Source organism: Marinobacter sp. es.048 (assembly GCF_900188435.1).
Classification (GTDB): Bacteria; Pseudomonadota; Gammaproteobacteria; order Pseudomonadales; family Oleiphilaceae; genus Marinobacter.
In genome coordinates, this window is sequence record NZ_FYFA01000002.1 from 1,532,872 (window position 1) to 1,557,964 (window position 25,093).

General features: G+C 54.1%; 29 protein-coding genes and 1 tRNA gene. 15 read left to right on the plus strand and 15 right to left on the minus strand.

Translation table 11 applies throughout. The features are described 5' to 3' along the window. Positions 1–111 precede the first annotated feature (111 nt). Complete coding sequence (gene plsY / locus CFT65_RS18170) at positions 112–702, plus strand: glycerol-3-phosphate 1-O-acyltransferase PlsY (protein WP_088829618.1); 591 nt, start codon at positions 112–114, stop codon at positions 700–702. Positions 703–705: 3 nt separating this feature from the next. Here the strand turns inward: plsY and tsaD are convergent, their stop codons facing one another. After that, on the minus strand, positions 706–1,761 hold the full coding sequence (gene tsaD / locus CFT65_RS18175) for a tRNA (adenosine(37)-N6)-threonylcarbamoyltransferase complex transferase subunit TsaD (protein ID WP_088829421.1): 1,056 nt from the start codon (positions 1,759–1,761) through the stop codon (positions 706–708). 238 nt (positions 1,762–1,999) lie between these two features. Between tsaD and rpsU the strand changes: the two genes are divergently transcribed. The 4 genes from rpsU (at position 2,000) to CFT65_RS18195 (ending at position 6,248) form a co-directional block, all read left to right on the plus strand. Further along, entirely contained in the window at positions 2,000–2,215 is a 216-nt protein-coding gene (rpsU, locus tag CFT65_RS18180; RefSeq protein ID WP_007153483.1) for a 30S ribosomal protein S21, read from the plus strand. Positions 2,216–2,364: 149 nt separating this feature from the next. Further along, positions 2,365–4,092: a DNA primase gene (dnaG, locus tag CFT65_RS18185; protein ID WP_088829422.1), complete on the plus strand. Its 1,728-nt coding sequence runs from the start codon at positions 2,365–2,367 to the stop codon at positions 4,090–4,092. A 133-nt stretch (positions 4,093–4,225) separates the two neighbouring features. Further along, the gene (rpoD, locus tag CFT65_RS18190; RefSeq protein WP_088829423.1) at positions 4,226–6,073 is read left to right on the plus strand and encodes an RNA polymerase sigma factor RpoD; all 1,848 of its coding nucleotides are present in this window, start codon (positions 4,226–4,228) and stop codon (positions 6,071–6,073) included. A gap of 98 nt (positions 6,074–6,171) precedes the next feature. Continuing rightward, a tRNA-Ile gene (locus CFT65_RS18195) sits at positions 6,172–6,248 on the plus strand. Positions 6,249–6,841: 593 nt separating this feature from the next. On the opposite strand, the gene CFT65_RS18200 is transcribed toward CFT65_RS18195, so the two are convergent. The 13 genes from CFT65_RS18200 to CFT65_RS18260 all read right to left on the minus strand — a co-directional run bounded on the left by CFT65_RS18200 (position 6,842) and on the right by CFT65_RS18260 (position 14,550). After that, positions 6,842–7,819: a tyrosine-type recombinase/integrase gene (locus CFT65_RS18200; RefSeq protein ID WP_088829424.1), complete on the minus strand. Its 978-nt coding sequence runs from the start codon at positions 7,817–7,819 to the stop codon at positions 6,842–6,844. Next, positions 7,816–9,081 (minus strand): hypothetical protein, encoded by a 1,266-nt coding sequence (locus CFT65_RS18205; protein WP_088829425.1) that lies wholly within the window; start codon positions 9,079–9,081, stop codon positions 7,816–7,818. The genes CFT65_RS18200 and CFT65_RS18205 overlap by 4 nt, the downstream gene beginning before the upstream one ends. Positions 9,082–9,198: 117 nt before the next feature. After that, the gene (locus tag CFT65_RS18210) at positions 9,199–10,362 is read right to left on the minus strand and encodes a zonular occludens toxin domain-containing protein (protein WP_088829426.1); all 1,164 of its coding nucleotides are present in this window, start codon (positions 10,360–10,362) and stop codon (positions 9,199–9,201) included. Between the two features lie 3 nt (positions 10,363–10,365). Further along, entirely contained in the window at positions 10,366–10,629 is a 264-nt protein-coding gene (locus CFT65_RS18215; protein WP_088829427.1) for a DUF2523 family protein, read from the minus strand. A gap of 2 nt (positions 10,630–10,631) precedes the next feature. After that, complete coding sequence (locus CFT65_RS18220) at positions 10,632–12,041, minus strand: DUF948 domain-containing protein (RefSeq protein WP_088829428.1); 1,410 nt, start codon at positions 12,039–12,041, stop codon at positions 10,632–10,634. A 58-nt stretch (positions 12,042–12,099) separates the two neighbouring features. Next, positions 12,100–12,300 (minus strand): hypothetical protein, encoded by a 201-nt coding sequence (locus CFT65_RS18225; protein WP_088829429.1) that lies wholly within the window; start codon positions 12,298–12,300, stop codon positions 12,100–12,102. Positions 12,301–12,304: 4 nt separating this feature from the next. Continuing rightward, positions 12,305–12,514 carry a hypothetical protein gene (locus CFT65_RS18230; RefSeq protein ID WP_088829430.1) on the minus strand — a complete coding sequence of 70 codons (210 nt, stop codon included), beginning with the start codon at positions 12,512–12,514 and terminating at the stop codon, positions 12,305–12,307. Between the two features lie 28 nt (positions 12,515–12,542). After that, positions 12,543–12,785, minus strand: a complete 243-nt coding sequence (locus CFT65_RS18235; protein WP_088829431.1) for a hypothetical protein — start codon at positions 12,783–12,785, stop codon at positions 12,543–12,545. 39 nt (positions 12,786–12,824) lie between these two features. After that, complete coding sequence (locus CFT65_RS18240; protein WP_088829432.1) at positions 12,825–13,121, minus strand: hypothetical protein; 297 nt, start codon at positions 13,119–13,121, stop codon at positions 12,825–12,827. A gap of 325 nt (positions 13,122–13,446) precedes the next feature. Beyond that, positions 13,447–13,713, minus strand: a complete 267-nt coding sequence (locus tag CFT65_RS18245) for a hypothetical protein (RefSeq protein WP_088829433.1) — start codon at positions 13,711–13,713, stop codon at positions 13,447–13,449. After that, positions 13,710–14,039, minus strand: coding sequence for a hypothetical protein (locus CFT65_RS18250; protein WP_088829434.1), 330 nt, complete (start codon positions 14,037–14,039; stop codon positions 13,710–13,712). The genes CFT65_RS18245 and CFT65_RS18250 overlap by 4 nt, the downstream gene beginning before the upstream one ends. Continuing rightward, positions 14,036–14,350, minus strand: a complete 315-nt coding sequence (locus CFT65_RS18255) for a hypothetical protein (protein ID WP_088829435.1) — start codon at positions 14,348–14,350, stop codon at positions 14,036–14,038. Before CFT65_RS18255 ends, CFT65_RS18250 begins: the two co-directional genes overlap by 4 nt. After that, positions 14,347–14,550, minus strand: coding sequence for a hypothetical protein (locus CFT65_RS18260; RefSeq protein ID WP_041646358.1), 204 nt, complete (start codon positions 14,548–14,550; stop codon positions 14,347–14,349). Before CFT65_RS18260 ends, CFT65_RS18255 begins: the two co-directional genes overlap by 4 nt. Before the next feature lie 179 nt (positions 14,551–14,729). On the opposite strand from CFT65_RS18260, the gene CFT65_RS18265 reads away from it, so the two are divergent. The 3 genes from CFT65_RS18265 to CFT65_RS18275 are packed head-to-tail and all read left to right on the plus strand — an operon-like array spanning position 14,730 to position 17,379. Continuing rightward, positions 14,730–15,407, plus strand: a complete 678-nt coding sequence (locus tag CFT65_RS18265; protein ID WP_088829436.1) for an XRE family transcriptional regulator — start codon at positions 14,730–14,732, stop codon at positions 15,405–15,407. An 18-nt stretch (positions 15,408–15,425) separates the two neighbouring features. After that, on the plus strand, positions 15,426–16,502 hold the full coding sequence (locus CFT65_RS18270) for a ParB N-terminal domain-containing protein (RefSeq protein WP_088829437.1): 1,077 nt from the start codon (positions 15,426–15,428) through the stop codon (positions 16,500–16,502). Between the two features lies 1 nt (position 16,503). Continuing rightward, positions 16,504–17,379 carry a restriction endonuclease gene (locus tag CFT65_RS18275; protein WP_088829438.1) on the plus strand — a complete coding sequence of 292 codons (876 nt, stop codon included), beginning with the start codon at positions 16,504–16,506 and terminating at the stop codon, positions 17,377–17,379. Positions 17,380–17,486: 107 nt separating this feature from the next. Here CFT65_RS18275 and CFT65_RS18280 read toward each other — a convergent pair whose 3' ends face one another. Continuing rightward, on the minus strand, positions 17,487–18,101 hold the full coding sequence (locus CFT65_RS18280; protein WP_088829439.1) for an NYN domain-containing protein: 615 nt from the start codon (positions 18,099–18,101) through the stop codon (positions 17,487–17,489). 591 nt (positions 18,102–18,692) lie between these two features. Between CFT65_RS18280 and istA the strand changes: the two genes are divergently transcribed. The 7 genes from istA (at position 18,693) to aupA (ending at position 25,091) form a co-directional block, all read left to right on the plus strand. Next, positions 18,693–20,234 carry an IS21 family transposase gene (istA, locus tag CFT65_RS18285; RefSeq protein WP_088829440.1) on the plus strand — a complete coding sequence of 514 codons (1,542 nt, stop codon included), beginning with the start codon at positions 18,693–18,695 and terminating at the stop codon, positions 20,232–20,234. Positions 20,235–20,243: 9 nt separating this feature from the next. Then, positions 20,244–20,984 (plus strand): IS21-like element helper ATPase IstB, encoded by a 741-nt coding sequence (gene istB, locus CFT65_RS18290; protein WP_088829441.1) that lies wholly within the window; start codon positions 20,244–20,246, stop codon positions 20,982–20,984. A gap of 527 nt (positions 20,985–21,511) precedes the next feature. Next, entirely contained in the window at positions 21,512–21,802 is a 291-nt protein-coding gene (locus CFT65_RS18295; protein ID WP_088829442.1) for a type II toxin-antitoxin system Phd/YefM family antitoxin, read from the plus strand. After that, positions 21,747–22,010: a type II toxin-antitoxin system RelE family toxin gene (locus tag CFT65_RS18300; protein WP_088829443.1), complete on the plus strand. Its 264-nt coding sequence runs from the start codon at positions 21,747–21,749 to the stop codon at positions 22,008–22,010. Before CFT65_RS18295 ends, CFT65_RS18300 begins: the two co-directional genes overlap by 56 nt. A gap of 24 nt (positions 22,011–22,034) precedes the next feature. Continuing rightward, a complete protein-coding gene (locus tag CFT65_RS18305; RefSeq protein WP_088829444.1) occupies positions 22,035–22,307 on the plus strand; it encodes a hypothetical protein in 273 nt (90 codons plus the stop codon). Positions 22,308–22,752: 445 nt separating this feature from the next. Further along, positions 22,753–23,310, plus strand: coding sequence for a PEP-CTERM sorting domain-containing protein (locus CFT65_RS18310; RefSeq protein ID WP_088829445.1), 558 nt, complete (start codon positions 22,753–22,755; stop codon positions 23,308–23,310). 443 nt (positions 23,311–23,753) lie between these two features. Continuing rightward, on the plus strand, positions 23,754–25,091 hold the full coding sequence (aupA, locus tag CFT65_RS18315) for an alkane uptake protein AupA (protein ID WP_088829446.1): 1,338 nt from the start codon (positions 23,754–23,756) through the stop codon (positions 25,089–25,091). Positions 25,092–25,093 lie beyond the last annotated feature (2 nt).

Below are 25,093 nucleotides of genomic sequence, written 5' to 3' on the forward strand. Positions count from 1 at the left end.
TGATTGAACAACGCACAACCAGAGGATACTGTGAACAGGCTGGCCCGCGTTTTCAGGGCGGGCATTTTCGCACATATTGGTCATATACGTCTTTGCTTCCGAGCCCACAGCATGCTTCCCAGTGACCCGGTGTTAACGGTTTTGCTTTGCGCCGCCGCTTATGTGGCGGGCTCGGTGCTGTTTGCCCTGCCTGTTTGCCAACTCTGGAAGCTGCCAGACCCGCGAGCCCAGGGCTCTGGCAACCCCGGCGCAACGAACGTCTACCGCACCGGCGGTTGGCCGCCAGCCCTGCTGACGCTTGCGCTGGATGCGGCCAAGGGCTGGTTGCCCGTATGGCTGGCCCATGCCGCTGGCCTTTCGGTGATGGTTCAGGCCGTCGTTGCCCTGTGTGCCGTCACCGGCCATATGATTCCGATCTTCTATCGATTCAAGGGAGGAAAAGGGGTCGCAACCGCTCTCGGGGCCGGCCTTGCTCTGGCACCGGTCACAACGCTGATGATGGCCGCTATCTGGATGCTGGTGATCTGGCGCTGGCGCATTTCAGCCCTCGCTTCCCTGGTGGCGATTGTCAGCGGCCCGCTGATCAGCGCCCTCCTCGAACCGGAAACCCTGCCCCTGTTCGGCCTGCTCGCGCTGCTTATCGTCGTTCGCCACCGCAACAACCTGATCCGACTGGCCCAGGGACGGGAAGCCGGGCTTTAACGATCAGTCCACCAATCCGGTGGAGCGGGGTTCGTTAATCGGCGGCAGCGTGTTCATGGGCCATCGGGGCACCGCCACAATGCGTTCACCATCCTGTTGGCCGGCCTTCATACGCTGAGCCCCGGCGTAGGCAATCATCGCACCGTTATCGGTGCAGAATTCCGGGCGGGCGTAGAACACATGGGCGTTGAGCTTGCCCGTCATCTTCTCCAGGCCCGCACGCAGGCGTTTATTGGCGCTGACCCCCCCGGCAATGACCAGTCGCTTGCAGCCTGTCTGCTCCAGAGCCCGACGGCACTTGATGGTAAGTGTATCGACCACGGCGGCTTCGAAGGCCAGGGCGATATCGGCGCGGGTCTGGTCATCCAGTCCACCTGCCTCGCGGGCAGCATTGACGGTATTGAGAGTGAAGGTTTTCAGGCCGCTGAAACTGAAATCCAGCCCGGGCCGGTCGGTCATTGGCCTCGGGAACCGATAACGACCTTCGGTACCGTTTTCCGCCAGCGCCGCCACCCGGGGGCCACCCGGATAGTCCAGACCGAGCATCTTTGCTGTCTTGTCAAAAGCCTCACCGGCGGCATCGTCCACCGATTCACCCAGCATCTCGTACTCGCCAATGCCATCAACCCTTACCAGTTGGGTATGACCGCCCGAGACAAGCAGTGCCACAAACGGAAAGGCAGGTGGATTGTCTTCCAGCATGGGCGCCAGCAGGTGCCCTTCCATGTGGTGCACGCCCAACACAGGAATCCCCAGGGCAAAACCCAGCGCATGGGCCACGGAACCACCCACCATCAGGGCGCCCACCAATCCGGGGCCCGCAGTGTAGGCAATCCCCTCTATATCGGCCCGACGTTTTCCGGCATCTGAAAGCACCTGATCACACAGGGGAAGGAGCTTGCGAACGTGATCCCGGGACGCCAGCTCAGGCACGACGCCACCGTAATCGGCATGCATGTCGATCTGGCTGAACAGGGCGTGCCCCAGCAGGCCCGCTTCGGTGTCATACAGCGCTACGCCGGTTTCATCGCAAGAGGTTTCAATACCTAGAATCAGCATAATCTCAGGCCACATTGGTTGGCAGAAATGAAAACGACGCGCATTTTAGCAGAAACCCGAAACCCACTGGCAGATTCATCGAACAAACATTGACCTTGCCATAAGGCAGGCGCTATCATTGCCGCCCTAAAATATGCACTGGTCGAGTTTTAGCCAATCTGACCAGGGATCGAGAACCGGTCTGGCTACGCCAGACGGACAAAATTGAAACCGAATCTATCAGGTAGGTGATTTTCGAATGCCAGCTGTTAAAGTGAAAGAGAATGAACCGTTTGACGTAGCATTGCGTCGCTTCAAGCGTTCCTGCGAAAAAGCGGGTGTACTTTCTGAAGTACGTCGTCGTGAGCACTACGAGAAGCCGACCGCTGTTCGTAAGCGCAAAGCAGCCGCTGCCGTTAAGCGTCATCTCAAGAAGCTTCAGCGGGAACAGCGCAAGTTCGAGCGTCTGTACTAAGTTTTATCTGACGCCGCTTGACTGCAAAGCACTGATTGCCTGTACAGCCGCAGGCTGCACAGAGCGACTCAAAAATGCCGCCGAGGCCTGGCTTCGGCGGCATTTTTGGCTATTGGCCAACTCCGATGACGGCCTGATGTGGAGCCCCCATGAGCGGACTGATCCCTCAACAATTTGTTGAAAACCTGCTCGATCGTATCGATCTGGCGGAACTGATCGGTTCACGCATTACGCTCAAGAAGGCCGGCGCCAACTACAAAGCTTGCTGCCCGTTCCACGACGAGAAAACACCCTCGTTCAATGTCCGGCCGGACAAAGGTTTTTATCATTGTTTCGGGTGCGGTGCCCATGGCGATGCAATCAGTTTTGTCAGGGAGTTTGAAGGCCTTGGTTTTACCGAGGCGGTCGAAGAACTGGCCAAACGGGTTGGTCTCGAAGTGCCCTACGACCGGGCCGCGAAGCAGGAAATCCAGCAGGCACGAACGCTGACGGATGCACTGGACTTCGCCAGCCGTTTCTATCAGTCGGCACTCAAGGGCCAGCAAGGCGCTTATGCCCGGGACTATCTGCAGCAGCGGGGCCTGGACAACGCCATCATTGAGCAATACCAGGTAGGCTACGCGCCTTCTACCGGCACGGCACTGTTTGATGTTGCCAGCAAGGACCTGCAAGGCCCGCTGATTGAAACCGGCACGGTTTCCGACAAGTACGGCAAACCCAGGGATCTGTTCCGCAACCGGGTGATGTTCCCGATTCGCAACAGCCGTGGCAGAACCGTTGCCTTCGGCGGGCGCACCCTCGGAGACGACAAGGCGAAATACATCAACTCCCCCGAGTCGGATGTGTTTCACAAGAGCCGCGAGATTTACGGGCTCTTCGAGGCCAAGCAGGCAATCCGACAGCTCGACAAGCTGCTCGTGGTTGAAGGCTACATGGATGTGATCGCCCTTGCCCAGCACGGCATTCACTATGCGGTGGCGACGCTGGGCACGGCAACGAACCAGGACAGTCTTACAGCGCTGTTGAAACAGGTAAGACACATCGTGTTCTGTTTCGATGGCGACCAGGCCGGCTTCCGGGCCGCGGACCGGGCCATGGAGAACGCACTGGAACTGATGGCCGATGGCCTTCATCTCCAGTTCCTGATGCTGCCCCAGGGCGAGGACCCGGACACCCTCGTGCGCAAGGAGGGGTCGGAGGCGTTCCAGAAGCGCATCGAAGCGGCAACGCCTCTGTCACGGTACCTGTTCGACCGGCAGAGCGAAGGATTGGACCTGCAACTGCCGGAGCACCGGGGCGAACTGCGAGCCAGGGTTGAACCTCTGCTCAACAAGATGCCCCGAAGCACCCTTCGGGATGCCATGTGGCACGAAATGCTCCGCCTTTGCGGTGGCCGGAACCAGTGGCAGAACCGCCAGCAGGGACAGAAAGGACGCTGGAACGGGGAGCGACGGGATCGGGTTTCCGAAGACCGGATTGATGTGAAGCTAAGCAAGGACAGCATTCTGTGCCTTGCCCTGCTGGAAGCACCGGACCTGGCCACCGAGGTGACCGAACTGGCCCGCGGCTCCCGGCAATTCAATCAGGCCCGGAATTTTGCCGAGTGGATTCTGGCAAACGACATCCGGGATCGGAAAACCCTGGTGCGTACGCTGGCACTGGATACGGGCGCTCGTGAGCGCTTTTACCACCTGTTTGACGGGATCGAGCATATTCCGGCGCGGGAGAGCACACTGGCCGCCGCCCGTGAGCTTCTGAGTCCGAACGAAGAGGCATCCCGCCAGCAGCGGCTTGCCACACTATTGAGAAATCTGTCCAACCTCACTACCGAGGAGCGACAGGAGCTGAGAGCCCTGAGCGGTGGCACCGGGGACTAGCAGCACTTGAAACTTGATGCACTGATCACCATCTAACCTTTGAGCCTAGGCTCCTTGGTGGCAGAGCAACTAAGCGACAGCTATAATGGCTGTTTAACTTTTTTCCTTCTAAAAGCGAGTTTACAGGGTGTCTATGTCAGGCAATTCGCAAAAATCACGTTTGAAAGACCTCATTGCACGAGGCAAGGAACAAGGTTACCTGACTTACGCCGAGGTAAACGACCACCTCCCGGAAGACATCGCAGATCCGGATCAGGTCGAAGACATCATTCGCATGATCAACGACATGGGTATCCAGGTGTGCGAAGAAACACCGGACGCCGATACCCTGCTGATGACTGAGGGCGACTCCACCGCCGACGAAGCCGCCGCCGCTGAAGCCGCCGCCGCTCTGGCCGCTGTAGAAACCGACGCCGGCCGTACCACGGATCCTGTTCGCATGTACATGCGCGAAATGGGGACCGTCGAGCTGCTGACCCGCGAGGGCGAAATCGTCATCGCCAAGCGCATCGAGGAAGGCATTCGCGATGTAATGGCCGCCGTTGCCCATTTCCCGGGTACCGCGGGCACTGTCATTCAGGCCTACGACCGAATTCTGGAAAACGAAGGTCGCATCAGCGACATCGTAACCGGCTTCCTGGACCCGGATGACGCCGAACCGTTCATGGGCGAAGAAACTGCCGCAGAGAGCTCTGACGATTCCGACTCCTCGTCGGACGATGATAACGACGACTCGGAAGAAGAAACCGACAACGGTCCGGATCCGGAAGAGACCCGTCTGCGTTTCGAGCTGCTCAATGAAAAACTCGAAGCTGCCAACAAGGCGCTGGCCAAGCATGGCCGTTCCGACAAGAAAACTCAGGAAGCTCTGAACGAGCTTGGCCAGGTATTCGCACCGTTCAAGCTTGCCAACAAGGCGTTTGAAGAGCTGGTCAACGTGGTTCGCTCCACCAACGACCTGGTTCGCGAGAACGAGCGAGCGATCATGCAGATCTGTGTTCGCGAGTGCAAAATGCCCCGCAAGGACTTCATCAAGTCGTTCCCGGGCAACGAGACCAACCTGGACTGGGCGGAGAAAATCGCCAAGAGCAAGAAGCCTTACGCAGCGCCGATGGCCGAGCGTATTGACGAGATTGTTCGCCTGCAGAAGCGCATCCAGAACGTGCAGACCGAAGTAGATCTGGACGTTGCCGACATCAAGGAAATCAACCGTCGCGTCTCTATCGGCGAGGCCAAGGCCCGCCGTGCCAAGAAAGAGATGGTTGAAGCCAACCTGCGTCTGGTTATTTCCATCGCCAAGAAGTACACCAACCGCGGCCTGCAGTTCCTGGACCTGATCCAGGAGGGCAACATCGGCCTGATGAAGGCCGTAGACAAGTTCGAGTACCGTCGAGGCTACAAGTTCTCCACCTACGCCACCTGGTGGATTCGTCAGGCCATTACCCGCTCCATTGCGGACCAGGCCCGCACCATCCGTATTCCGGTGCACATGATCGAGACCATCAACAAGCTCAACCGGATCTCTCGTCAGATGCTGCAGGAGATGGGCCGCGAACCCACGCCGGAAGAGTTGGGCGAGCGCATGGAAATGCCCGAGGACAAGATCCGCAAGGTACTGAAGATCGCCAAAGAGCCGATCTCCATGGAGACCCCGATCGGCGACGACGAAGACAGCCATCTGGGCGACTTCATTGAAGATATCCAGGCCCTATCCCCGGTGGATTCGGCCACGGCCGAAGGCCTTCGTGAGTCGACCCGGATGGTACTGGCCGGGCTCACTGCGAGAGAGTCCAAGGTACTGCGCATGCGCTTTGGTATCGAGATGAACACCGACCACACCCTGGAAGAAGTCGGCAAACAGTTTGACGTTACCCGTGAGCGGATCCGTCAGATCGAAGCCAAGGCCCTGCGCAAACTACGCCATCCATCACGCTCCGATCACCTGCGCGGCTTTATCGACGACCAGGGCAATCAGGGATAATTTCCCAATACAGTAGCGGGCGCCAAACCTCGCCGGTATAATGGCGCCCGCTTTGTTTCCCCCCAGGAAACACCTTTCAAAAACAGCATTCGCTGAACGGGCCTATAGCTCAGTTGGTTAGAGCAGGGGACTCATAATCCCTTGGTCGCTGGTTCGAGTCCAGCTGGGCCCACCATTTTTCAATAACTTACCTCACCTTAAAATCAGGCACGTGACGGATGTGTCAACGCAACGTCAACGTATGATTTTTATGTTCCATCTGCTCGCCCCGAAAAAACTGCAAGAAAATTTCCTTTCATATTTCTTCAAGTTTCGCAATGGAAAAAGATGAGGTTTTTATACTTTATTGTCATATAGTATTGACAGATTCGAACATCTGCGTCATAATTCATTCTTAGGCGATAATTTTAGGCAAAAAAAAGCGCAACACTCGGTGGGGAGTATCGCGCTCTATATTAATCCCACAAGCTCCAGGCAAATTGTTTGGCTGGCAACATGTGTTTCATTTGATCGTGAACACAATATAGAGGATCAGATCAAAAAACGCAAATAATGCGTATTAATCCTCTGTAAAGTTGTCGCTGATAATTTTCCTTGGCAAACAAAAGGAAAAGTTATGAGACACTTTGATCCAAGGCGAAAGCTGGTAACGATCATTGTCGTGGTCTTTAAGGCGACGATTAGAGTGATCAGATTTATCATCAACGAAGATGTAGATTAACGTTCGGGGACCGAAACGAAACCGAACGTAAGAGTTAGGCGCTCACCTCATCCAGGTGGGCGCTTCAATGGCCCCATCTCAATAACTTCGTACAAGTATTCTGGCGCAAGATGTGCGTACCTCATTGTGAGTTTCAGATCGGAATGACCCAAAACCTTCTGTAAGGTCAGAATGTGACCACCGTTCATGACGAAGTGGCTGGCAAACGTGTGCCTACAGATATGTGTAAGTTGCCCCTTAGGTAATTGGATATCAGCTCTCTCCAGAGCAGATCTGAAGGCGCTGTAGCAGGACTGGAAAGGCAACTCTTCAATCAACTCCTCGTATAGATCCTTCATAATTGGAACCGAGCGACTTTTCCCACTTTTCGTTCCGGAGTATGTCACCCGATAAGGGGTAAATGCAGAGGACTTAACCGACTCAGCTTCGGACCACCTAGCGCCAGTAGCCAGAGCGAGACGCGCAACGTGATAGACGGATGGATTGGATGAGGCTTTGCACTCCTCGAGGAGCGTTGCGATTTGTTCCTGGTCCAAGAAAGCCAGCTCCGGCTCGTCGATCTTCAGGCGGCGTAGTTTTTCCAGCGGGTTCTTCCCTTTCCAGTGGCCTTGCCGGATCAGCTCGTTAAATACTGCTGTGAGGTAAGCCTGCTCATGGTTAAGGGTGTTCTCTGAAATGCCGGAATCGACTCTAACCAGGCGATATGCCGCGAAGTCTCCAGACGTTAACCTGGTCGCCCTGGGATTTCCCAAGCGTTCAACCGTTGCTTCCAGCTTTTTCTTCCTGGATTCGCCGTCTTTGAGTGCGTGGCCGTGGTGGATATACCAAAGCTTTACCAGGTCCTGGAGCGTTCGCTTGTCCTGTTTGGGGTTCCAGTCCTCGCCGGCCTCGTGCTTGTTGAGCGCCCAACGTTCGTATCTCAGTGCTTCCGGCTTCGAATCGAAAGATTTCCGGACGCGCTTCTGCCCTCTTCCACCTGGTTGGATATCGACCTGCCATCGTCCCGACGGTAGCTTTTTAATCATGCGGCCACCTTCGTGAGAAGTCGTCGTTTTATCAGTCCATCCTGAACGAGCTGGAACAGTTCGTTTTCATAGATCTCCCGTCGTCGATAGTAGGCGCACAGATCCTCCCAGAGTCCGGATTTCTTGAGGCAGTCCCAGGCCTGGCGTGGGTTAAAACGGTTGCGTGCATAAATAGACAAGAGATTGCCAAAGGCCAGGGAGACGTTCTTTTCGTTGCCGCAACCGGGTTCCTTTTTTGCGCGTTTGTAGAGAAGGTCGGGGGCGCTGTAGCCAAAGCCGATGTCGTCTCTTAACTTGGTCCAGATGGGGTGTACCCATTCCCGTTTGACCTCATAGCGGTTGCTCTGGAGGGCGTACTGCCAGAGGCCGGTCAGGTGAGGAACCGCGTCCATGTAGGTGTAGATGGGCTTCATGTTGGGTGTGCCCTGAGAGATCTCATTGACGATCCGGTGATGGAAGCGGATTTCCAGGCGCCAGACGGGTTTATCCGGGTCATAGCAGGTGTCCGGGAAGCAGTCTTCGTTGCTGGCGCATTCCCAGATGGATTCCATGAAGGCGCGCTTGTCGCTGACGTCGACCTCCTTGGATTTGTCGTAGAGGCAGACCTGGAGGCTGTTGGCCTTGCCGAAGGTGTAGGTTTCGCCTCTGCCGTTGACGGTGGAGCCTTCGAGGCCCTGAAAGTGGAAGTCGCTCATGCCGTTGTGGACGCTGATGGTTCTTGCCCGGGTCACGAAGTGCTGAGCGAAGTCCTGTGGTGGCTCCCAGCCCTGGAAGTCCACAGCTAGATGCAGGGCGATGCCAACCGGTTTGATGTTCTTCAGGAAGTACATACCCCACTCTGCCAGCTCGTCGTGAATTTCCTGGCTAGAGCGCTCGTAGAGCCACCTGGGGGAGGTTTCGATTTTGACGTGTGTGCCCAGAGTGTCGGCTTCGGCGTAGAAGTTCTGCAGCAGGATCGTGAGGCCGTATTCACGGTTCTGCAGGATGTACTTGAATCCACCGCGCCTACCGGACTGGAGGCGGAACGGAATCTTTCTGATGGTGATCGTCGCGTCGTAGCCGGATTCATATTCGGTGGCAATCTCGGCGAGGATTTCGGGTTTCAGGCGTCCCTGGAACAGTTGTCTTACGGTATCCGTGCCGGTCCAGAGGACGTTGACGTTTTTGAGGTTCACTTGCTGGCCTTCGGGACCGATGAACAGGTCTCCTTTTCCGATTTCGCCGGTGTTTATATCCAGTCGTTCGAAGTCTTTGATTTTCATCTGTGGCTCACTGTGGTTCTAAGTGGTTAAAAATCGACTACCGTCGTTTTCTATGAGACGTGTTACAGGGACGTCTCCAAGCCGCTGCGCGGCGCGTGGCGGTCGCTCCGCTCGCGCTCACGCGCCGTCGCCTTCCTTCTCGGGGAGTGCTGTTTGCAGGTATGAGGACCGGGACTGTTTGTCCTCTTCTGTCCTCTCCGGCTCCCGGTAGCTGTAGTAGGTGACGAGCTTCCCTTGAATGACGCAGAACGGTTCCCCGGTCTTGAGGAATTTTGCGCAGTTCCTGGAATGGATTTTCCGGGTGCCGGTTTCGCCCCAGATCCAGTAAACGTTGTTGACCTCGCCGACGATCCGCCACTTATTGGAGAGGGGCAGCCAGCCGGGTTCGATTTCGTGTTTGACCTGGTGCGGTGCCCTGCCCTCCAGGCTGGCTTTGACCGCTCTGGTTTGTTGGGCGATCTGTGCACTCTGGGTGGCGGTGACGGGCTGCTGGTTATTACCTGGTGTTGTTTGTTCGGCTGTGGGTGATGGGCTTTCTGTGTGCTCTTCCGGGCTGAAGTAGGCGACCGCTTTCCAGACGCCGGCGACCATGATCAGGACGGCGAGCGGAATGCCGTATTTGATCAGCGGATGCTTCAGGACGTTAGCGCGGTCATCGGCTTTCTCTTCCATGCCGGCGGCGAAGTCGGTTTTGTTCCGGGTATGGCTCTTGTAGTACTGGTAGATCTCCGGCTTGTAGCTGCCGTAGAGCTGGCGCATCGGTTTGCCAGGCTTCTGGCCAGTGGCGGCGCCCATGAAGACATCCACCCGGTATTTGTTCTTCTGGCCGATCGCAGTCAATTTCACCGCCCGATAGGTTTCTTCGACCAGGCCCCGGACGAAGGCGCAAAGCTGGGCGAGATCCTGGGTGACCAGGACAATTTCATTGGTTCGGCCATCCGGGCCAACGTTGTGCCGGTGTTCGGTGAAGAACTCTTTCTGGCATTGCGGGATGTTGGTGGCCTTCATGCCGCTTTTCCAGAATCGCCAGGCTTCATCGATGATCCAGATGACGCCGGCGGGGTGGCGTTCCAGGTCGAAGAAGGTGTGATCGTTCTCGGCCTCTTTGTTATCGAAGATCGTGACCTTGCCCTGGGGGTAGTCGTCGGAAAGACGTCCGAGCTTCAGAGGAATGTTGGTGATGATGTGTCTTCCGGCTTCCAGGGCGGGGATGACGACGTTTTCGACCACGCCGTAACTCTTTCCCGATCCTGGCAAGCCTGAGTATCCGACGATGGACATGGCTTACCCTATGAACGGAATACGTCTGAGAATGAAGCGGGCAATCAGGGCGGTCATCATGGCTGTCATGCCGTAGTCGAATTCGAAGACGGTGAGGAAGTACAGCAGCTGGCCGCCCAGGCCGTTGAAGACGTTTTGCAGGTCGACGATGTTGATCTCAGGTATCCAGGTGAGCATCAGTTCAACCGCGTCGACCAGGAGGCCGAAGAGCTGGCGCGGAATCCACAGCACGATGTCGATGAGTGCGTTAATCAGTTTCTGGATCATGGTTAAGCCCTCAGGAAGACGAAGACGGCGGCGATGGTCCAGACGGCGATAAACAGCATGGACAGCAGGCCGCGATGGTCGTTGAGTATCTGGCAGTGAGTGTCCATGGTCATGGCGGACCAGTAGTCCGTTGACGGGATGGTCCACACCGGACAGGTGTTGTTGCTGGCGATGGTCGGGATGGTGGTGACCGACTGGATGGTCGGGTTATTGGCGATGCTGGTTTGCAGGCGTTCGGTGCTTTCCTGGAAGGTGGGCGCATCCCCGAGACCGTCCGTGCTGTAACCGCTCTCCGGACCGTCGAGCTTTTCGTTGATCTGGCCGAGGGTCTGGTTGGCGGTACCCAGGCCTTCATTCAGGTTCTTGTTCACGGCGTCGATGCCCTTGCCCACTTTATCCAGGCGCTGGTTGGTGCCGTCGATTTTGTCGTTGGTGTCACCAAGCCCGTCGGCGATTTTGCCCAGGCCTTTGTCGACACTGGTAGGATCGTTTTCCCGGTTGTATTCGTCGGGTTCGCCGTCTCCGTCGGTGTCGGTGTTGGGTTCTTCGTCTTTCCACCATTCATCCGGTTCCTGGCCGGGTTCGGGGGCGTCCTGGGGTTTGCCGCAGACGTAGCCGTATTCGTCCAGGACGAGGACGGATTCAATTTCGCAGGTGGGTGGGCCGTATTCGTCGGGGATACAGGCCGGGGTGCCGTTGACCACACCGAAGGCACCGCCTTCGCACTCCATGTTTGACGTGCAAAGGTTGGTTTTGGTGGACCCGTTGCCGATGTAGCCCTTGTAGTCGGGGGAATCGGCGTTGCATTCATCGGCGTTGTCGCCAGTGTCCTGGAGGCAGACGCCGTTCAGTTGGCCGTTGGGGCAGTCCAGGACGCAGTAGCCGTTTTCGGCGTCGTAGATCTGGCCATTTTCGTAGCATTCTTCGGGCTGTTGGTCGGGGATCTGGCAGTCAAACGGGGCAACGCCAGGGTCTTGTCCACTGGAGACCCAACCGGTGGCGCAGGAACAGTCGTCTTCGTTGGTGGAACCGACGTTGCCGGTGATGGGGTCGGGTTCGTGGGTTAAGGCAGCGCAGGAGGTTTCCTGGGCAACGACACGGGCACCACCTCGCCAGACGTAATAGGTGACGCCTCCGCTGACAAAGCGCACTTCTTTGGGATCACTATAGGACTGAATGACGCATTGCTTGCCCGGGTGTTGGGCCTGGCAGCCCGGGAGGTAATCGGCGGCCTGCTCGGCAATGTTTGATCCCGGTGACGGATCACAGCCACCAGAGGAGGTGCAGTTTTTACTGGCTGTTTTGGACCAGTGGACAACGGCGCCGTCGAGGAGTGGTGGAAAGCCGGCGTGGGTAAATGATGAAAGGAGGCAGAGCCCCAGGATCAGACATCCTTGAACAAGTAGACGCACAGCGCGACCCCCATCATGAAGAATGTCCAGTCCCAGAGCTCTGCCACGGGTTAACCTCCTACTTGATCATGCTCAGCAGGAGACGGGCACCCTTGCGGACGACGTAGAAGCCGGCCAGGACGCCCACTACCGCGATGACGCCGGTGATTTCACCGGAGAAATCGAGGCCGCCGGTGACGGTGGACCAATCAGCGGCAGCGGCGGGACCACCGACGATGGTGAACGCGAATGCGCAAAGCGCGATCAGTTGCTTTTTCATGGCATTACCTCAGCATTTTCAGAAGTTGACGGCCGCCCCATGCGACCGCCATGAGTGGCAACGTGGCGGAGAATCCGTAAAAGATCCCTTCCGTTATCGTTGCCGCGGTGACCTCGGCGGGTACCGAGTACACCACCTGGGTGATGGCGCCGGTGCAGTCCCAGCCAGAGGCCGTGAGTGTCCAGTCGCCGTCACACAGGATTGCTTTGCTCACGGGTTTTCCTCCTCTGTGAGCGCCTGAGTCATGCGTTTGCTCTCAGGCTGATGTTGGCGGGACGGTGCAGCGGGACTTTGATCCGTTGCACTTTCACCTGGTTGGCCTTCCGGGCCTTCCTGGAAGGCAGTTCGCAGTAACAGGCTTTGCAGGGCTGCTGGATCTTCCCGTTGCTGCTGTAGAAGAATTCGGAGTCTTCGGGCCAGTACTCGTTGCACTTGGTGCAGCGGCGTTCGGTGCCCAGTTCGGTGCTGATGACTCGTTTAACCATGTTGGTGATCTCCTTTTCCGGCAGCCTTGCGTGTCCTGGTTAGGCGGTTTTCTTGATGGGTTCCTGGGGTTTCATGTCCAGGGCCTTGAAGGTGATCTTGCCGCCCTGCCCGGCTTTCATTTGGGCCTTAACAGTGAACATGGCCGGGAGGCGTTCGGCGTGGTTGCGGAGCTGGTCGATGTGTTTCCAGTCGCAGGCGATTTTCATGACTTCGTTGCCGACACGGTTATCGTCGTCGGCTTCGGCTGGGGAGTAGGCCCACAAAGAGCCACCACGGTTGCCGTCGATGTCGTAGCGGGTGGCGCCGATGATCATGAGGTTCAGGTAGTTTTCCATTGCGTGTGTCCTCTGGTTTCGTTGGGTGTTGCTGTTGCTGGTTGTCCGGCTGGGCCGGGTTGAATATATAACTTGGGTTTTGCGACCCCTTCGGAGCGGGCTCTACTCGCTCTGCTCCTGGCCACTAAGGTGGCCACCCTTACGGGTAACGATCCCTGTCGCCTGCCGCACTCCGTTTGCCGCCTGTGCTCATGGTTCGGAATCAAGGGGCGGGCGTCCTCCCCCGACATCCTCACCACTCCGGATGCGCACTGTGGACCAGCCAGAGCCCGCCACAAGGCCAGGGGGCCTGCGGCCCTGGCGCTGCGCGCCAGCCTTGTAACGGTCACTGGCCGGCCCCCTGTTCGTGCGCGAGTGGTGACGATGACGGGGGCGGACTCGAAGGCTTTTCAGGGGGGTGGTCCTGAGTGCCAAAGGTCGGGCAGCCAGCCTCCAGCCAGGCGGTCAGAACGGAACCACCGAGGGTCCACAGGTCGGTGCCTCTCTGGATGGCTTCCTGTTGCAGCTGGAGGTAGATGGAGGACGGGGCGCAGACGTAGAAACGGCGCTCTTTGTCTTCCACCTGGTCTTTTCTGGGTGGGATATGGCTCATGGTTGCGTCTCCGTGACGTTGGGAAGATCCAGGTGGCCGCAGTCCCAGGCGTCCCGCAGTTGTATGAGGCGGTCAAAGGCCGGGCTGTGATGGCCGCTGGCTTCCAGTTCGTGGATCAGGGCGTCGGTGAAGCCGGCTTTGCAGCGGGCCATGTAGTCGCACGGGTAGTCGGTGCGCACTTCCTGCAGGTGGCTTAGCTGGTGCAGGAGATTGTCAAAAAGGCCTTCCAGAGCCTGGACAGTGAGCGCAGAGGACGGACGAGGGCCCTGGAAGGCAAAACTGGCCGCGTTGATGGCTTTGCTGGTGTCGTGGCGGTGGAATCTCATGCGGCGGCCCTCAGTGCGGTGCAGGCCTGCCCTACTGCCCAGGCTTCGAAATCCACAACGGTGTGCTGGAGCGTGAATCGGGACAGGGCGTTTACCCAGTCCATGGTGTAGTTGTAGAGGTCGTCGTCCAGGCCACTGAAGGCGGCAGCCATGCCTAAAAGCTTGGTAACGCTGTCGCAGTAAAGTTCCCATTGGCCGCTCTTGTAGAAGTCGAGAGCGCCTGTCACCACCACGCGGATTTCCTGGAGCTTTTGCTCTCTCAGGTCCGGGGCGATCAGGCAGGGAAAGTGGTTGTGAAGATTCCAGCTCATTGCCAGTCCTCCTGGTCCAGGGCCTGCTGAGACAGGGCGGCGATGTTGACCATGCGCACCCGGCCGATTTTGAGTGAAGGCAGATGTCCTTTTTCGATCTGGCCCCGTACCTGCCCTTCCGTTAAGCCCGTGAGCTGGGCGTAGCGGTCCTGGGTCATAACCGGGGTTGCGATCAGAATGATTTGCTTTTGCTCGTCCACTGTTTTGCACTCTGCTACACTTATTTGCACTAACGCTTTTGGGCAACCCCGTAGCGCTTTCCTGCAACCAATTTAGCACTATTGGATTATTTATCAAGCCCAAAGAGGCTAATTTTTTAGCCCTATTAGGTTATTTTTTGTTAAAAGCCCTGAGGTACGACTCGGAAGGACATTCTTAAATGACTGATTTTAATGAATTAGAAACCACTCACGCTGAAAGGTCAGGGGATGTCTCTAGTCGGATAAAAACACTAATGGGCAATCTCTCAGAGAGCGCATTTGCCCAAAAGTGCAAAATTCCCTTAAGTACGATGAGGAAATATCTGTCTGGATCGACCCCAGGACTAGATAAAGCGGCCCAAATAGCAGAAGCAACCGGGGTACCCCTAGAGTGGCTGGCGGCAGGAAAGCAACCGACAAAATCGGACTCCCAATTTGAGGAAGAGTTTGCACTGATACCTGGTTACAACGTTCAGGTTGCTGCAGGACACGGGGCCATCGCAGGGGACGAAGCGCCGACTAGGGAGCTGGCTTTTCGAAGAAAGTGGCTCAGGTTTCGGGGATTTCATGAGCAGGACCTAGTTCTGGTGTTTGCTAAAGGTGATTCCATGGAACCTACGATTTCAGACAATGAAACCGTTATGGTCGACACCAGTGAAAGGAAGTTGCGGGACGGTCATATATACGTAATACGCAACGGAGACCACCTACTAGTAAAGCGAATCCAGACGCTGTGGAACGACGGCGTGCAGCTGCTGAGCGACAACAAAGAGTACCCACCACAAGAGATCTCAACAAACGACCTCCAGAGTTTAGAGGTAATAGGGAAAGTTGTTTGGGTAGGAAAAGACTTATAAATAAGCAAAGAGGTAACCATGAAGCAAGAAAACCTAGATTTGAAAAATGTCCTGCTTGATCCAAACAATTTTCGATTTCAAGATTTACCAGGATTTAATTTTGCTGCTGAGCATAGATTTCACGAGCCGGCTGTCCAGGCACGAGCACTAAAACGAATCAGAGAAGAAGAATCAATAATTCCATTAAAAGAATCTATTCTAAAAAATGGCTATATACCAATAGAAAAAATAGTGGTTAGACCTTACGAGCATCTTGATAACGCTTATGTTGTCGTGGAAGGAAACAGGCGAGTCGCGACAATGAAGTGGATACTTGAAGATTATCATGAAGGCGGGGTAGATATCGAAAAAAGCGTTATCGATTCTATTTCAAATTTAGAGATGATAGTAATTGAAAGTGATGGGGATGACGAACTATTCAGGGCTTCCTTAATGGGAATCCGGCACGTCTCAGGGATAAAGCACTGGGGTGGATACCAAAGAGCAAAACTAGTTACTGAAATGAGGGACAAGCTTGATGTTGGCGCTCAAGAAGTGGCAGCAAGGATCGGGCTAAGTACCAATGAGGTAACCCGTCGATACAGGGCTTTCAAAGCACTCGAGCAAATGAAAGAAAGCGAGTCATATGCTGAATACGCATCGCCATCTTTATATCCAATCTTCCATGAGGCGATTTCCACGCCCGCAATCAAAGAGTGGCTAAACTGGGACGACGGAAAATATCAGTTCACTGATTATGAAGCATTGGATAAATTTTATTCATTGATTTCGCCAGAAATCAGCGAGTCAGGGGAAAAACCTCCGAAAATTAAAACATACTCACAGGTTAGAGAGCTAAAGGTGATTCTTGGAAAACAGGACGCATTCAACAGCCTTCTTGACCTTTCAAGACCATTTGAAGACGCCTATGCAATCGCTAAAAAGGACGAGTTAACTAAAGCTTGGTACGACGAAGCTAATGAAGCGATTTACGCACTCTCTAACATTGGAATTTCTGAATTGAAAAAGATTGACGAGTCAGGAATAGAACTACTAGAAAGAATAAAAGAAGTCGCCCAAGAAAGATTGAATGATATCGAAGCACTAAGGAAATAATATGGCGCGGATCGGCCCAAAAACAATAACGGAGTTAATTGAAACGACAATAGAATTAGACCATCCACCCATAAAGATATCCGAAATTGTAAGCCAAAAAATCAGGGATCATTTTCCGGGTACGTACTCGGAAGATGAACTATTGGAAAAATCAGAAAGTCTAACACAGAGTGTATTAAAATCTTTAAGAGAAAGATCGGATCAACTGATCGAGAAAGGTGAACCAGTCAGATTCGACTTCAATATTTCTAGCGAATACTTAATACAAGGGGCATGCTTCATACAGAAAGGGGACACAGCCGAAGTCATAGAAAGTAAGAATAGAAGACTAGCATCTGACAAATATCTCGGCTTACTATCTGAACTAACTCCGAACGACTTCGAGGATTTGTGCGGAAAGGTCATTGGGCTGCTAGGTGTAACGAAACCTGTAGTCACTAAACGATCAGCAGACGAGGGTATCGATTTTTACGGACAACTTTCTCTTGAAAGTATGTTTTTCCCTCATGACCTGAGCGCAACGATACAGAAACAGTTGAAGATATGGCTAGTAGGACAAGCTAAACACTATCAAAAAGTTCTCTCATCAACAGATGCCATAAGAGAATTAGTTGGATCTATTGAGCTTGGAAAAACGAAAACATATGCGTCTTCATCAGATCCTCATGAAAACCTAAGAATAAAAGCTTCTGACCCAGTTTTTAGCCTATTTTTCACAACAGGGGAGATCAGCAGAAACGCAAAGGCCTTGATGGAACGTGCGGGAGTCATTTGGATGGATGGAAAAATGCTTTCTGCATTCATAGCAGACAGAAGCCCAATTGATATTACAAAGCTAACCAAAAAGAAAGAGTTTATTGATTGGATACAATCGTAGGATTTCGTAAATTTAATCTGAAAAGAACAGATTCATTTTAAAAGAAGACGGCCGCATTAATTTTAAGGGCGACGTAAATGCCTTCAACGTAGAGTTAGGAGACGTAGTTATGCCTGAGGGGGATCATAGCGGTCAGGTCTGACAATTTTCTTCCCACCGTTTAAAGTTATCTCTTTAGGGAGGAGGTTACGATTTACCTTCCCTTTCGGGATTTCATACGCAGCTTGTAAAGCTCGAGCGCGCCCCATCCGCTTGGGCGGAGCAACCACAAAAATGTTTTTACCGGGAACACATGATCGGATGGTTCTAACTGGGGGCAGCAAGTCACTATCGGCGCTTATGAGAATGGCCTTATCAAACTTGTCTTGAAAAGCATCCGCCACCATTCGTACTGCAAGGTGAACATCGGTTTCCTTCTCCTCCCAAGCTGGTGAAGTGTTCTTACAACCTTGGCAGTAAACGGTTTTCCGTTTAAAAATTCCCAAATGGACAGTAACACCCTGAGCTTCTAAGGCCGCCACATACCTCTCGTGCCGACGATGCCGCTTTGGGTTGGCCGTGTAGTACGCCGAGAAATAATTGACAGCCTCTAGGGTGTCGCCATCCTTGAGAAGATCTTTGCAGAGAGACCAAAGATCCAGCCATTTGAGATGCGGACTGCCCAAATCGTCAATGGCATGGTAGAGATTAAATCCATCTATATAGGCGACAACCCTGGCCATAAGCTCTCTTCCTGCAATAAAAAAGCCGCGACAAGCGCGGCTTTGTCTGCTTGGGCGAACCCAAACAGGGGGATATAAAAAAGGCTTTTCAGCCTTATCTAACGGGCGAACCCGTTAGGGGGAAACGCCTCCGCATTGCTGCGGGGATGTGTGTATCTTAGTCTTACTGACAGTATTGTCAATAGTGACAACAAGCAAAAAAACAAAGATCTGGCCAGGCACCATTGCGCTTCGAACCTGCCAAGAAGGCAACTGAGGCGAATAGTATATACTATTCGCGAAACTCAAAAATATATACTAAAGGGCCGTAAAATCAGTATATTGGACAACATCTCTAATACAACGTGCATATTCCGGCCCATCGTGAACATCCATTCCGGACGAACGTGAACACCTATTCTGGTTTAACGTGAACAGTCATTCCGGTCGAAGATGAACACTTTCCGGTGGTTTTCCGGAATCAGTGTTCACCATGCCGGAATCGGCGTTCACGTTCCCGGAATTGGTGTTCACGTTCAACCAGAATCCTTCTTAACGCATTGTTTATTCAACCGTTTGCTACTCTGGTTCCTTTTTTTGGGGACCAGGGTCATGGCAGCAAAGAGAATTCCAATGCGCAAAATCAGAGAATTGCTTCGCCTGAGGCTGGAAGCCGGACTCTCGATCCGGCAGATCAGCGCCAGCACCAAGACCAGTGTCGGAGCCATCCAGAAACTCTTAGCCCGGGCCGATACCCTGGAGATCACCTGGCCATTGCCAGAGGACCTGGACGATGGCCGCCTGGCAGCCATGTTCTATCCCGGCTCCGATCCCACCTCGTCCGCCCGCTATCAGGTACCGGACTGGGCGACCGTCCATCAGGAACTCAAACGCAAAGGCGTGACCAAGCAGTTGCTGTGGGAGGAATACACCGCACAGTATCCCAACCGGTGTTACAGCTACTCTCAATACTGTGACCGCTTCCGGCACTGGCAAAAGCAGCAAAAGCGCTCCATGCGCCAGATCCACAAGGCCGGTGAAAAGTGCTTCATTGATTACTGTGGTCCCACCGTACCGATCATTAATCCGCAAACCGGTGAAATCCGCACGGCTCAGGTGTTTGTTGCCGTTCTGGGTGCCTCCAATTACACCTACGCCGAAGCCACCTGGAGCCAGGGGTTGCAGGACTGGCTGCTGAGTCACGTGCGCACCTTCGAGTACTTCGGCGGTGTTCCGGAAATGGTAGTGCCGGACAATCTGCGCAGCGGTGTCAGCAAAGCCTGTCGGTACGATCCGGACCTGAACCCCAGTTACCAGCAACTGGCGGCGCACTATCAGGTCGCGGTGCTACCAGCACGGCCCTACAAGCCCAAGGATAAATCCAAAGCGGAGGTGGGGGTGCAGATCGTTGAACGCTGGATCCTGGCCCGGTTGCGCCACCACACCTTCTTCACCCTGGCCGACCTGAATCAGTGCATCCGGTCCCTGCTGGAAGACCTGAACAGCCGGCCGTTCCGGCGGCTGCCGGGCAACCGGCAGGAGGCCTTCAAGACGCTCGACCAGCCAGCCCTGAGGGCACTACCCAAGCACCCCTATGAGTACATCGAGATCCGGCGTTGCCGGGTCAACATCGATTACCACATTGAGTTTAGTCAGCATCACTACTCGGTGCCGCACCAGTACGTTGGAGAGCAAGTGGACATCCACGCCAGTGAGCGACTGGTACAGATCTACTTCCGGCAGCGACAGATCGCCAGCCACCCACGCAGCCATCAGTACGGCATCACTACCGAATCAGGACACATGCCCACCCGCCATCAAAAACAACAACAGTGGTCGCCCGGACGGCTTAAGAACTGGGCCCGGGACATCGGGCCAGACACCCTCGTCTGGGTCCGTGATCGGCTGGAGGAGCGGGAGCATCCGGAACAGGCTTACCGGGTCTGTCTCGGGTTGCTCAACCTGAGCAAGGAGTACCCCAGTGAGCGCCTGAATGCCAGTTGCCGTATTGCCAACCGCGAAGGCCTGGACCGACTGAAACACATCAAGGCCATTCTCCGGAGCAACCGCGACAAGCTGCCAGAACAACTGCCCTTGCACACAGAACTGCCCCAGCACCACGAGAACATCCGTGGCCCGAAGAGCTTCCACTAGGACACCACTATGAGCACCATCCAGACCCTGACGCGACTGAGAGACCTGAAGCTGGGCGGCATGGCCGCCGCCCTTGAACATCAACAAAACCAGCCGGGCACCTATGACGAGCTGTCGTTCACCGAACGCCTGGAATTATTACTCGAAAGAGAGTTCCAGACCCGGGAACACCGGAAACAGGATCGCCTGGTTCGCCAGGCCCGCTTCAAACTCCGGGCCTCGGTCCAGGACATCGACTACCAGCACCCGCGCAACCTCAAGAAAGCGCAGGTGGCCCAGTTGGTTCAGACAGACTGGCTGGAACGTGGCCAGAACCTGCTGATCACCGGCCCCTGTGGCAGTGGCAAAACTTACCTGGGCTGTGCAGTGGGGCACCAAGCCTGTCTGAACGGCTTCAGTGCCCGGTATTACCGGATCTCCCGATTACTGCTGGAACTGACCCAGGCCAAGGCCGATGGCACCTACCAGAAAAACCTCAGCCAACTAGCCAAAGTAAAGCTGCTGATCCTGGACGACTGGGGGCTGGAAGCTCTGAAACCTGCACACCGGAACGACCTGATGGAGATCATGGATGACCGTCACGGCACTCACTCGACCATGATCATCAGCCAGCTACCCACCGATCAGTGGTACGCCGCCATCGGCGATAACACTCTGGCGGACGCCATTCTGGATCGGCTGATGCACAACGCTCACCGCTGGACTCTGAAAGGGGAATCGATGAGAAAGCGACTTCAGGAAATTGACTGAACGTGAACACCCGGGGTACAAACTCCGGTGGGTGATGCGTTAAGAAAAAAGGTGTTCACGTTCAGCCGGAATGGGCGTTCACGTTCGCCGGAATACGCACAACGATTCTGGCAACAGGAAGAGCCCACGCGTAACGAGGGTTGAGAGCTTTAGGACCAGAGAACAGAGGAAATCTTGAATTCGTGTAACTATTACGAAAAAAAGATGTCACTACGATGCCAACAGAGATAACCCCTATAGAGTTGAGCGCTTTAATAATTATAACTAACTGTTTTTAAAGGACTTTTAAATTAATTGAGGTTATATATTTAACCTCAATGCCCTCAATCAATACTCGCAAAAGCTAGCTTGCAGACACAAAACCCCTTATTAGATCTATTTTTAGGTCTTTATTTAGATCTTATTTCAGGTTATAGTTTGAGAGCTGTTTACCTATGTGTTGAAGAGCCGCCAAGAACGGCCAGAAAGCGCCCCTTTCAAAAGAGGGACCTTCAAACAGCCACCTTAACGCCCTGAAGGACAATATGATGAAAAGCCTTTTCGCGAGGCTTGCGGCCACCATTTCGGAGCTGAAAGCTAATCCGAACGAGGTGCTCAACCAGGCTAACGGCGAACCGATTGTGATACTGAGTCACAACAAGCCCAGAGCCTACATGGTGCCTGTCGAGACATTCGAACAGATGCAAGAGCAACTCGAGGATTACCGGCTTCTGCAGGAGGCTCGCAAGCGTATGGATGACGAATCAGTACCGGTGAGCATCAATGAGCTACGAGCTGCAATTCAAGAAAAAAGCTCTGAAGGAATGGAACAAGCTTAGCCCGTCTATCCGGGCGGAGTTCCTGGCCATCCTGGAGCGACGCCTGGAAAACCCCAGAATCCCGAAGCACAGCCTTCGCGGCGATCCCGACCTATACAAGATAAAGCTTAGATCCGCTGGTTACCGGCTGGTATATCACGTCGATGATGGCGTGGTTGTGGTAACAGTGATTGCTGTTGGTCGTAGAGATACGATATACAAGGCTTAGCTGGGGTAGGAAAGGAGTTAGTCGATGGACGATTTCAAGGAAAGAACGATTATTGAGCAAGGCAGGATGTCATTCCACGAAAACGATGGGAAGCTCATTAATCCATTCGAGCCAAACACCAAAGAATATAACTGGTTTGAGAGAGGATGGACCCAGGCGTTAAAGCGCCACAGAGGGCCGATGCCGGGAGAGCCAGGTAGTCAGCCATTTACCAGTTCCGGCACCTCGTTTCATGGTAGCAGCATGGCGGAAAAGTATAAGAACATGCGTGACTGGTCACGATCTGACGACGACTGATCGGTGTCAACCAACTGACAACAGGGCAGCGGTTTTATGTGGTGCGCTGCGGTTTTGAATTTCTGTAACTCGCTGTTTTTCCGTTTATTGTGGTTTTCTGTGGTGCTACGAAAACCCGCCACAAGGCCCTCATAATCCCTTGGTCGCTGGTTCGAGTCCAGCTGGGCCCACCAATTCATTGCAAAACGCGAAGCACAGCAAACAATCAACGAACTCTGTATCCTTTCGCGCAACCCCTCCCAATACATGTCCAATATTTTTACATTATTTTTTTCAACTAAAAAATATCTGCTATTTTTCAACAATTTGGAGTTGTGGCCCTTTATTTGCCTATATGGTGTAGTAGCCGTAAGAACTAACGACTCGAAGTTGAATGGATCGGTAATGGAGCGCGCATTACTTGGAGTTATCGCCAGCAATACCTGGCTCTAAGGAGCAAGTTGACATGAGAATCAGCCACCTAATACTACCAGCCTTATTTGTTTTCGGAGTCAGCGGGCACGCCAATGCTTACCTCATAGACGATGGTTCAAGTCCCGACCTAATTGATGTCGGCGGTCTTGACACTTTTGTAGGACAAACAACGACGCTGAGCAACTCTGGCCAAGGAACGGAAACCACTTGGGCATCCATGATTACCAATACAACACTAACATTTGCTGATAAGACCGAAGACGCAGCATTTTTCATCGCAGAGGGTGCCGGTAATGAGAGCATCGTTGCATTTAAACTCAATACCTCGCCCTCTTATTTTCTTGTAAAAGATGGAAACGCCGGTGATGGGAAGCATGTGCTATTTAAAAACGAACTCAACATGGACTGGGGTGTTTTCAATTTGTTAGATTACTTCGATGAAAGCAAACTGAACGAATTGACACTTAGCCACTTGACCGAATTCGAAGGTGACTCGGTCAAAGTTCCAGAACCAGGCAGTCTTGGCCTATTTAGCTTGGGAATTCTCGGTCTGATCGCAGCTCGTAAAAAACTGATCCATCGCACCTGACTGTCAGTCTTTTTTACATAGCTCCGAAGCTCCCCACTAGGGGAGCTTCTATTTTATGGCTACAACTCTAAAATCGTTCCATCCAAGAATTAGGTAGGACGTCTAAACTGCCGCCATCCGTTAAAATTACTATGGATAAAAGCGTCCTGAAGCCATCGAGCAGGTCTGAACTCCACTCAGCGCCATCACCTCCGGCTAAGAATTCAAGAATCTTATCAATGCACCTTCCAGTAAAAAAGCGGCCAGACCCTCTCCGAAGAATCTCCTCCTCAGTTTTTTCTTTTATTCACTCCAAATGTGGTTCTCCCGCCCTTAATTTTTGTCAAAAAAGCCAACGCTCCTAAAAGACAAGCCGAATACACTACCTCCTGAACAAAAATACCAGCCGTACTCACCACCCGTGCGGGCCGAGTATAAAAACAACGAAGTAATGGAGTGTATCAATGGCTTTTTCCTCCCGTTCCCGGTCAAGGGCACTGTCTCTTGCCATCGCCACCGCCTCGGTCGGTTTCTCTGTTTCGGTCAGTGCCAGCATGGGCAACCTGGGCACCACCTATGGCGTTATGCCGGTGGACGTGGCGACCGCCCAGTCCCTGTCCATGTTCAATGACCAGGTGTCAGCCACCTATTACAACCCTGCCTATCTCACCAAGGATGAGCGCGGGGAACTTACGGCGGGCATTCTGCACGCCGAGCAGGAGTTGCGTTCTGCCAACCCGAATGCCAACGGCGACATCCTCGCCAACTCGCCGAGCCAGCATGTGCTGATTGGCATGAAAACCAATCTGGGTTCGCTGACTCGCTTCAAGCATCCGATTTATCTGGGCTTTATTGCTGGTGTCGAGAAATACGGCAAGGAAATGCTGGCGTTCGATTCGCAGACCACGGAGAACGGCCAGTTCCTGCAGTACGGGAAGGAGCCCCTGTTCCTGAACATCGGTGGCGCTACTCCGATCTGGCGCGGCATTTCCGCCGGTGCGTCGGTGCGCGTCACCCTGGATGCCCAGGCAAACCTCGATGCGGTCTCTACCCTGGGTGGCGAGACCAGCCGCGAGCGCCTTTCGGTCAATGCTGAGCCCTCCCTTAAAACCATTCTGGGCACCACCATTGATCTGGGCAGTACGTTCTGCCCAGACAGCAGCTGCTTCCTGAACGACTGGGAAACCGCGTTCACCTATCGCACCAAATCAGCAGCCTCCACATCGGTGGACTCGAACATCATTGTCACCCAGACCATTCCGGACCCCGGCCTGAGCCTGGCGGTATCAACCATTGATTCCTTCCAGCCGGAAACCTTCGGCTTTGGTGCTCAATACAAGGGCGAAAACTGGCGGATTGGTGGCAGCGTGGAGCAGCAGAACTGGTCAGAGCTGGAGAACGAATTTTCCTCCGACACCATCAAGGATCAGCAATCCGTGGCGCCCGGCAGCCGGATTCAGTTCGACGACGTGCTGATTCCACGGATCGGCGCCGAGTATGCCCTGAACAAGAACTTTTCTGTGCGTGGCGGCGTTGCCTATGAAGAGTCACCGCTCAAGTCTACCCGCAATCCGGAGATCAATTATCTCGATACTGACAAGTTTGTCGTCGGCCTGGGCCTGAGCGCTACCTACGACCGTACCCGTCTGCTGGCCTATCCCGTCCGTCTGGACATTGGTTATCAATACCAGCAACTGCAGGATCGGGATTTCATACTGGTGGATTTTGACGACAACGAAACGCCCGTTACCGCAGACGGCGACGTTCACGTTGTCAGCGGCTCCATCACCCTGAAGTTTTAAGG

Bases quoted from the DNA above. Each gene is read 5' to 3' on its own strand.
- plsY (WP_088829618.1), top strand. From the start codon at position 112: ATGCTTCCCAGTGACCCGGTGTTAACGGTTTTGCTTTGCGCCGCCGCT.
- tsaD (WP_088829421.1), bottom strand. From the start codon at position 1,761: ATGCTGATTCTAGGTATTGAAACCTCTTGCGATGAAACCGGCGTAGCG.
- rpsU (WP_007153483.1), top strand. From the start codon at position 2,000: ATGCCAGCTGTTAAAGTGAAAGAGAATGAACCGTTTGACGTAGCATTG.
- dnaG (WP_088829422.1), top strand. From the start codon at position 2,365: ATGAGCGGACTGATCCCTCAACAATTTGTTGAAAACCTGCTCGATCGT.
- rpoD (WP_088829423.1), top strand. From the start codon at position 4,226: ATGTCAGGCAATTCGCAAAAATCACGTTTGAAAGACCTCATTGCACGA.
- CFT65_RS18200 (WP_088829424.1), bottom strand. From the start codon at position 7,819: ATGATTAAAAAGCTACCGTCGGGACGATGGCAGGTCGATATCCAACCA.
- CFT65_RS18205 (WP_088829425.1), bottom strand. From the start codon at position 9,081: ATGAAAATCAAAGACTTCGAACGACTGGATATAAACACCGGCGAAATC.
- CFT65_RS18210 (WP_088829426.1), bottom strand. From the start codon at position 10,362: ATGTCCATCGTCGGATACTCAGGCTTGCCAGGATCGGGAAAGAGTTAC.
- CFT65_RS18215 (WP_088829427.1), bottom strand. From the start codon at position 10,629: ATGATCCAGAAACTGATTAACGCACTCATCGACATCGTGCTGTGGATT.
- CFT65_RS18225 (WP_088829429.1), bottom strand. From the start codon at position 12,300: ATGAAAAAGCAACTGATCGCGCTTTGCGCATTCGCGTTCACCATCGTC.
- CFT65_RS18235 (WP_088829431.1), bottom strand. From the start codon at position 12,785: ATGGTTAAACGAGTCATCAGCACCGAACTGGGCACCGAACGCCGCTGC.
- CFT65_RS18240 (WP_088829432.1), bottom strand. From the start codon at position 13,121: ATGGAAAACTACCTGAACCTCATGATCATCGGCGCCACCCGCTACGAC.
- CFT65_RS18245 (WP_088829433.1), bottom strand. From the start codon at position 13,713: ATGAGCCATATCCCACCCAGAAAAGACCAGGTGGAAGACAAAGAGCGC.
- CFT65_RS18250 (WP_088829434.1), bottom strand. From the start codon at position 14,039: ATGAGATTCCACCGCCACGACACCAGCAAAGCCATCAACGCGGCCAGT.
- CFT65_RS18255 (WP_088829435.1), bottom strand. From the start codon at position 14,350: ATGAGCTGGAATCTTCACAACCACTTTCCCTGCCTGATCGCCCCGGAC.
- CFT65_RS18265 (WP_088829436.1), top strand. From the start codon at position 14,730: ATGACTGATTTTAATGAATTAGAAACCACTCACGCTGAAAGGTCAGGG.
- CFT65_RS18270 (WP_088829437.1), top strand. From the start codon at position 15,426: ATGAAGCAAGAAAACCTAGATTTGAAAAATGTCCTGCTTGATCCAAAC.
- CFT65_RS18275 (WP_088829438.1), top strand. From the start codon at position 16,504: ATGGCGCGGATCGGCCCAAAAACAATAACGGAGTTAATTGAAACGACA.
- CFT65_RS18280 (WP_088829439.1), bottom strand. From the start codon at position 18,101: ATGGCCAGGGTTGTCGCCTATATAGATGGATTTAATCTCTACCATGCC.
- istA (WP_088829440.1), top strand. From the start codon at position 18,693: ATGGCAGCAAAGAGAATTCCAATGCGCAAAATCAGAGAATTGCTTCGC.
- istB (WP_088829441.1), top strand. From the start codon at position 20,244: ATGAGCACCATCCAGACCCTGACGCGACTGAGAGACCTGAAGCTGGGC.
- CFT65_RS18295 (WP_088829442.1), top strand. From the start codon at position 21,512: ATGAAAAGCCTTTTCGCGAGGCTTGCGGCCACCATTTCGGAGCTGAAA.
- CFT65_RS18300 (WP_088829443.1), top strand. From the start codon at position 21,747: ATGAGCTACGAGCTGCAATTCAAGAAAAAAGCTCTGAAGGAATGGAAC.
- CFT65_RS18305 (WP_088829444.1), top strand. From the start codon at position 22,035: ATGGACGATTTCAAGGAAAGAACGATTATTGAGCAAGGCAGGATGTCA.
- CFT65_RS18310 (WP_088829445.1), top strand. From the start codon at position 22,753: ATGAGAATCAGCCACCTAATACTACCAGCCTTATTTGTTTTCGGAGTC.
- aupA (WP_088829446.1), top strand. From the start codon at position 23,754: ATGGCTTTTTCCTCCCGTTCCCGGTCAAGGGCACTGTCTCTTGCCATC.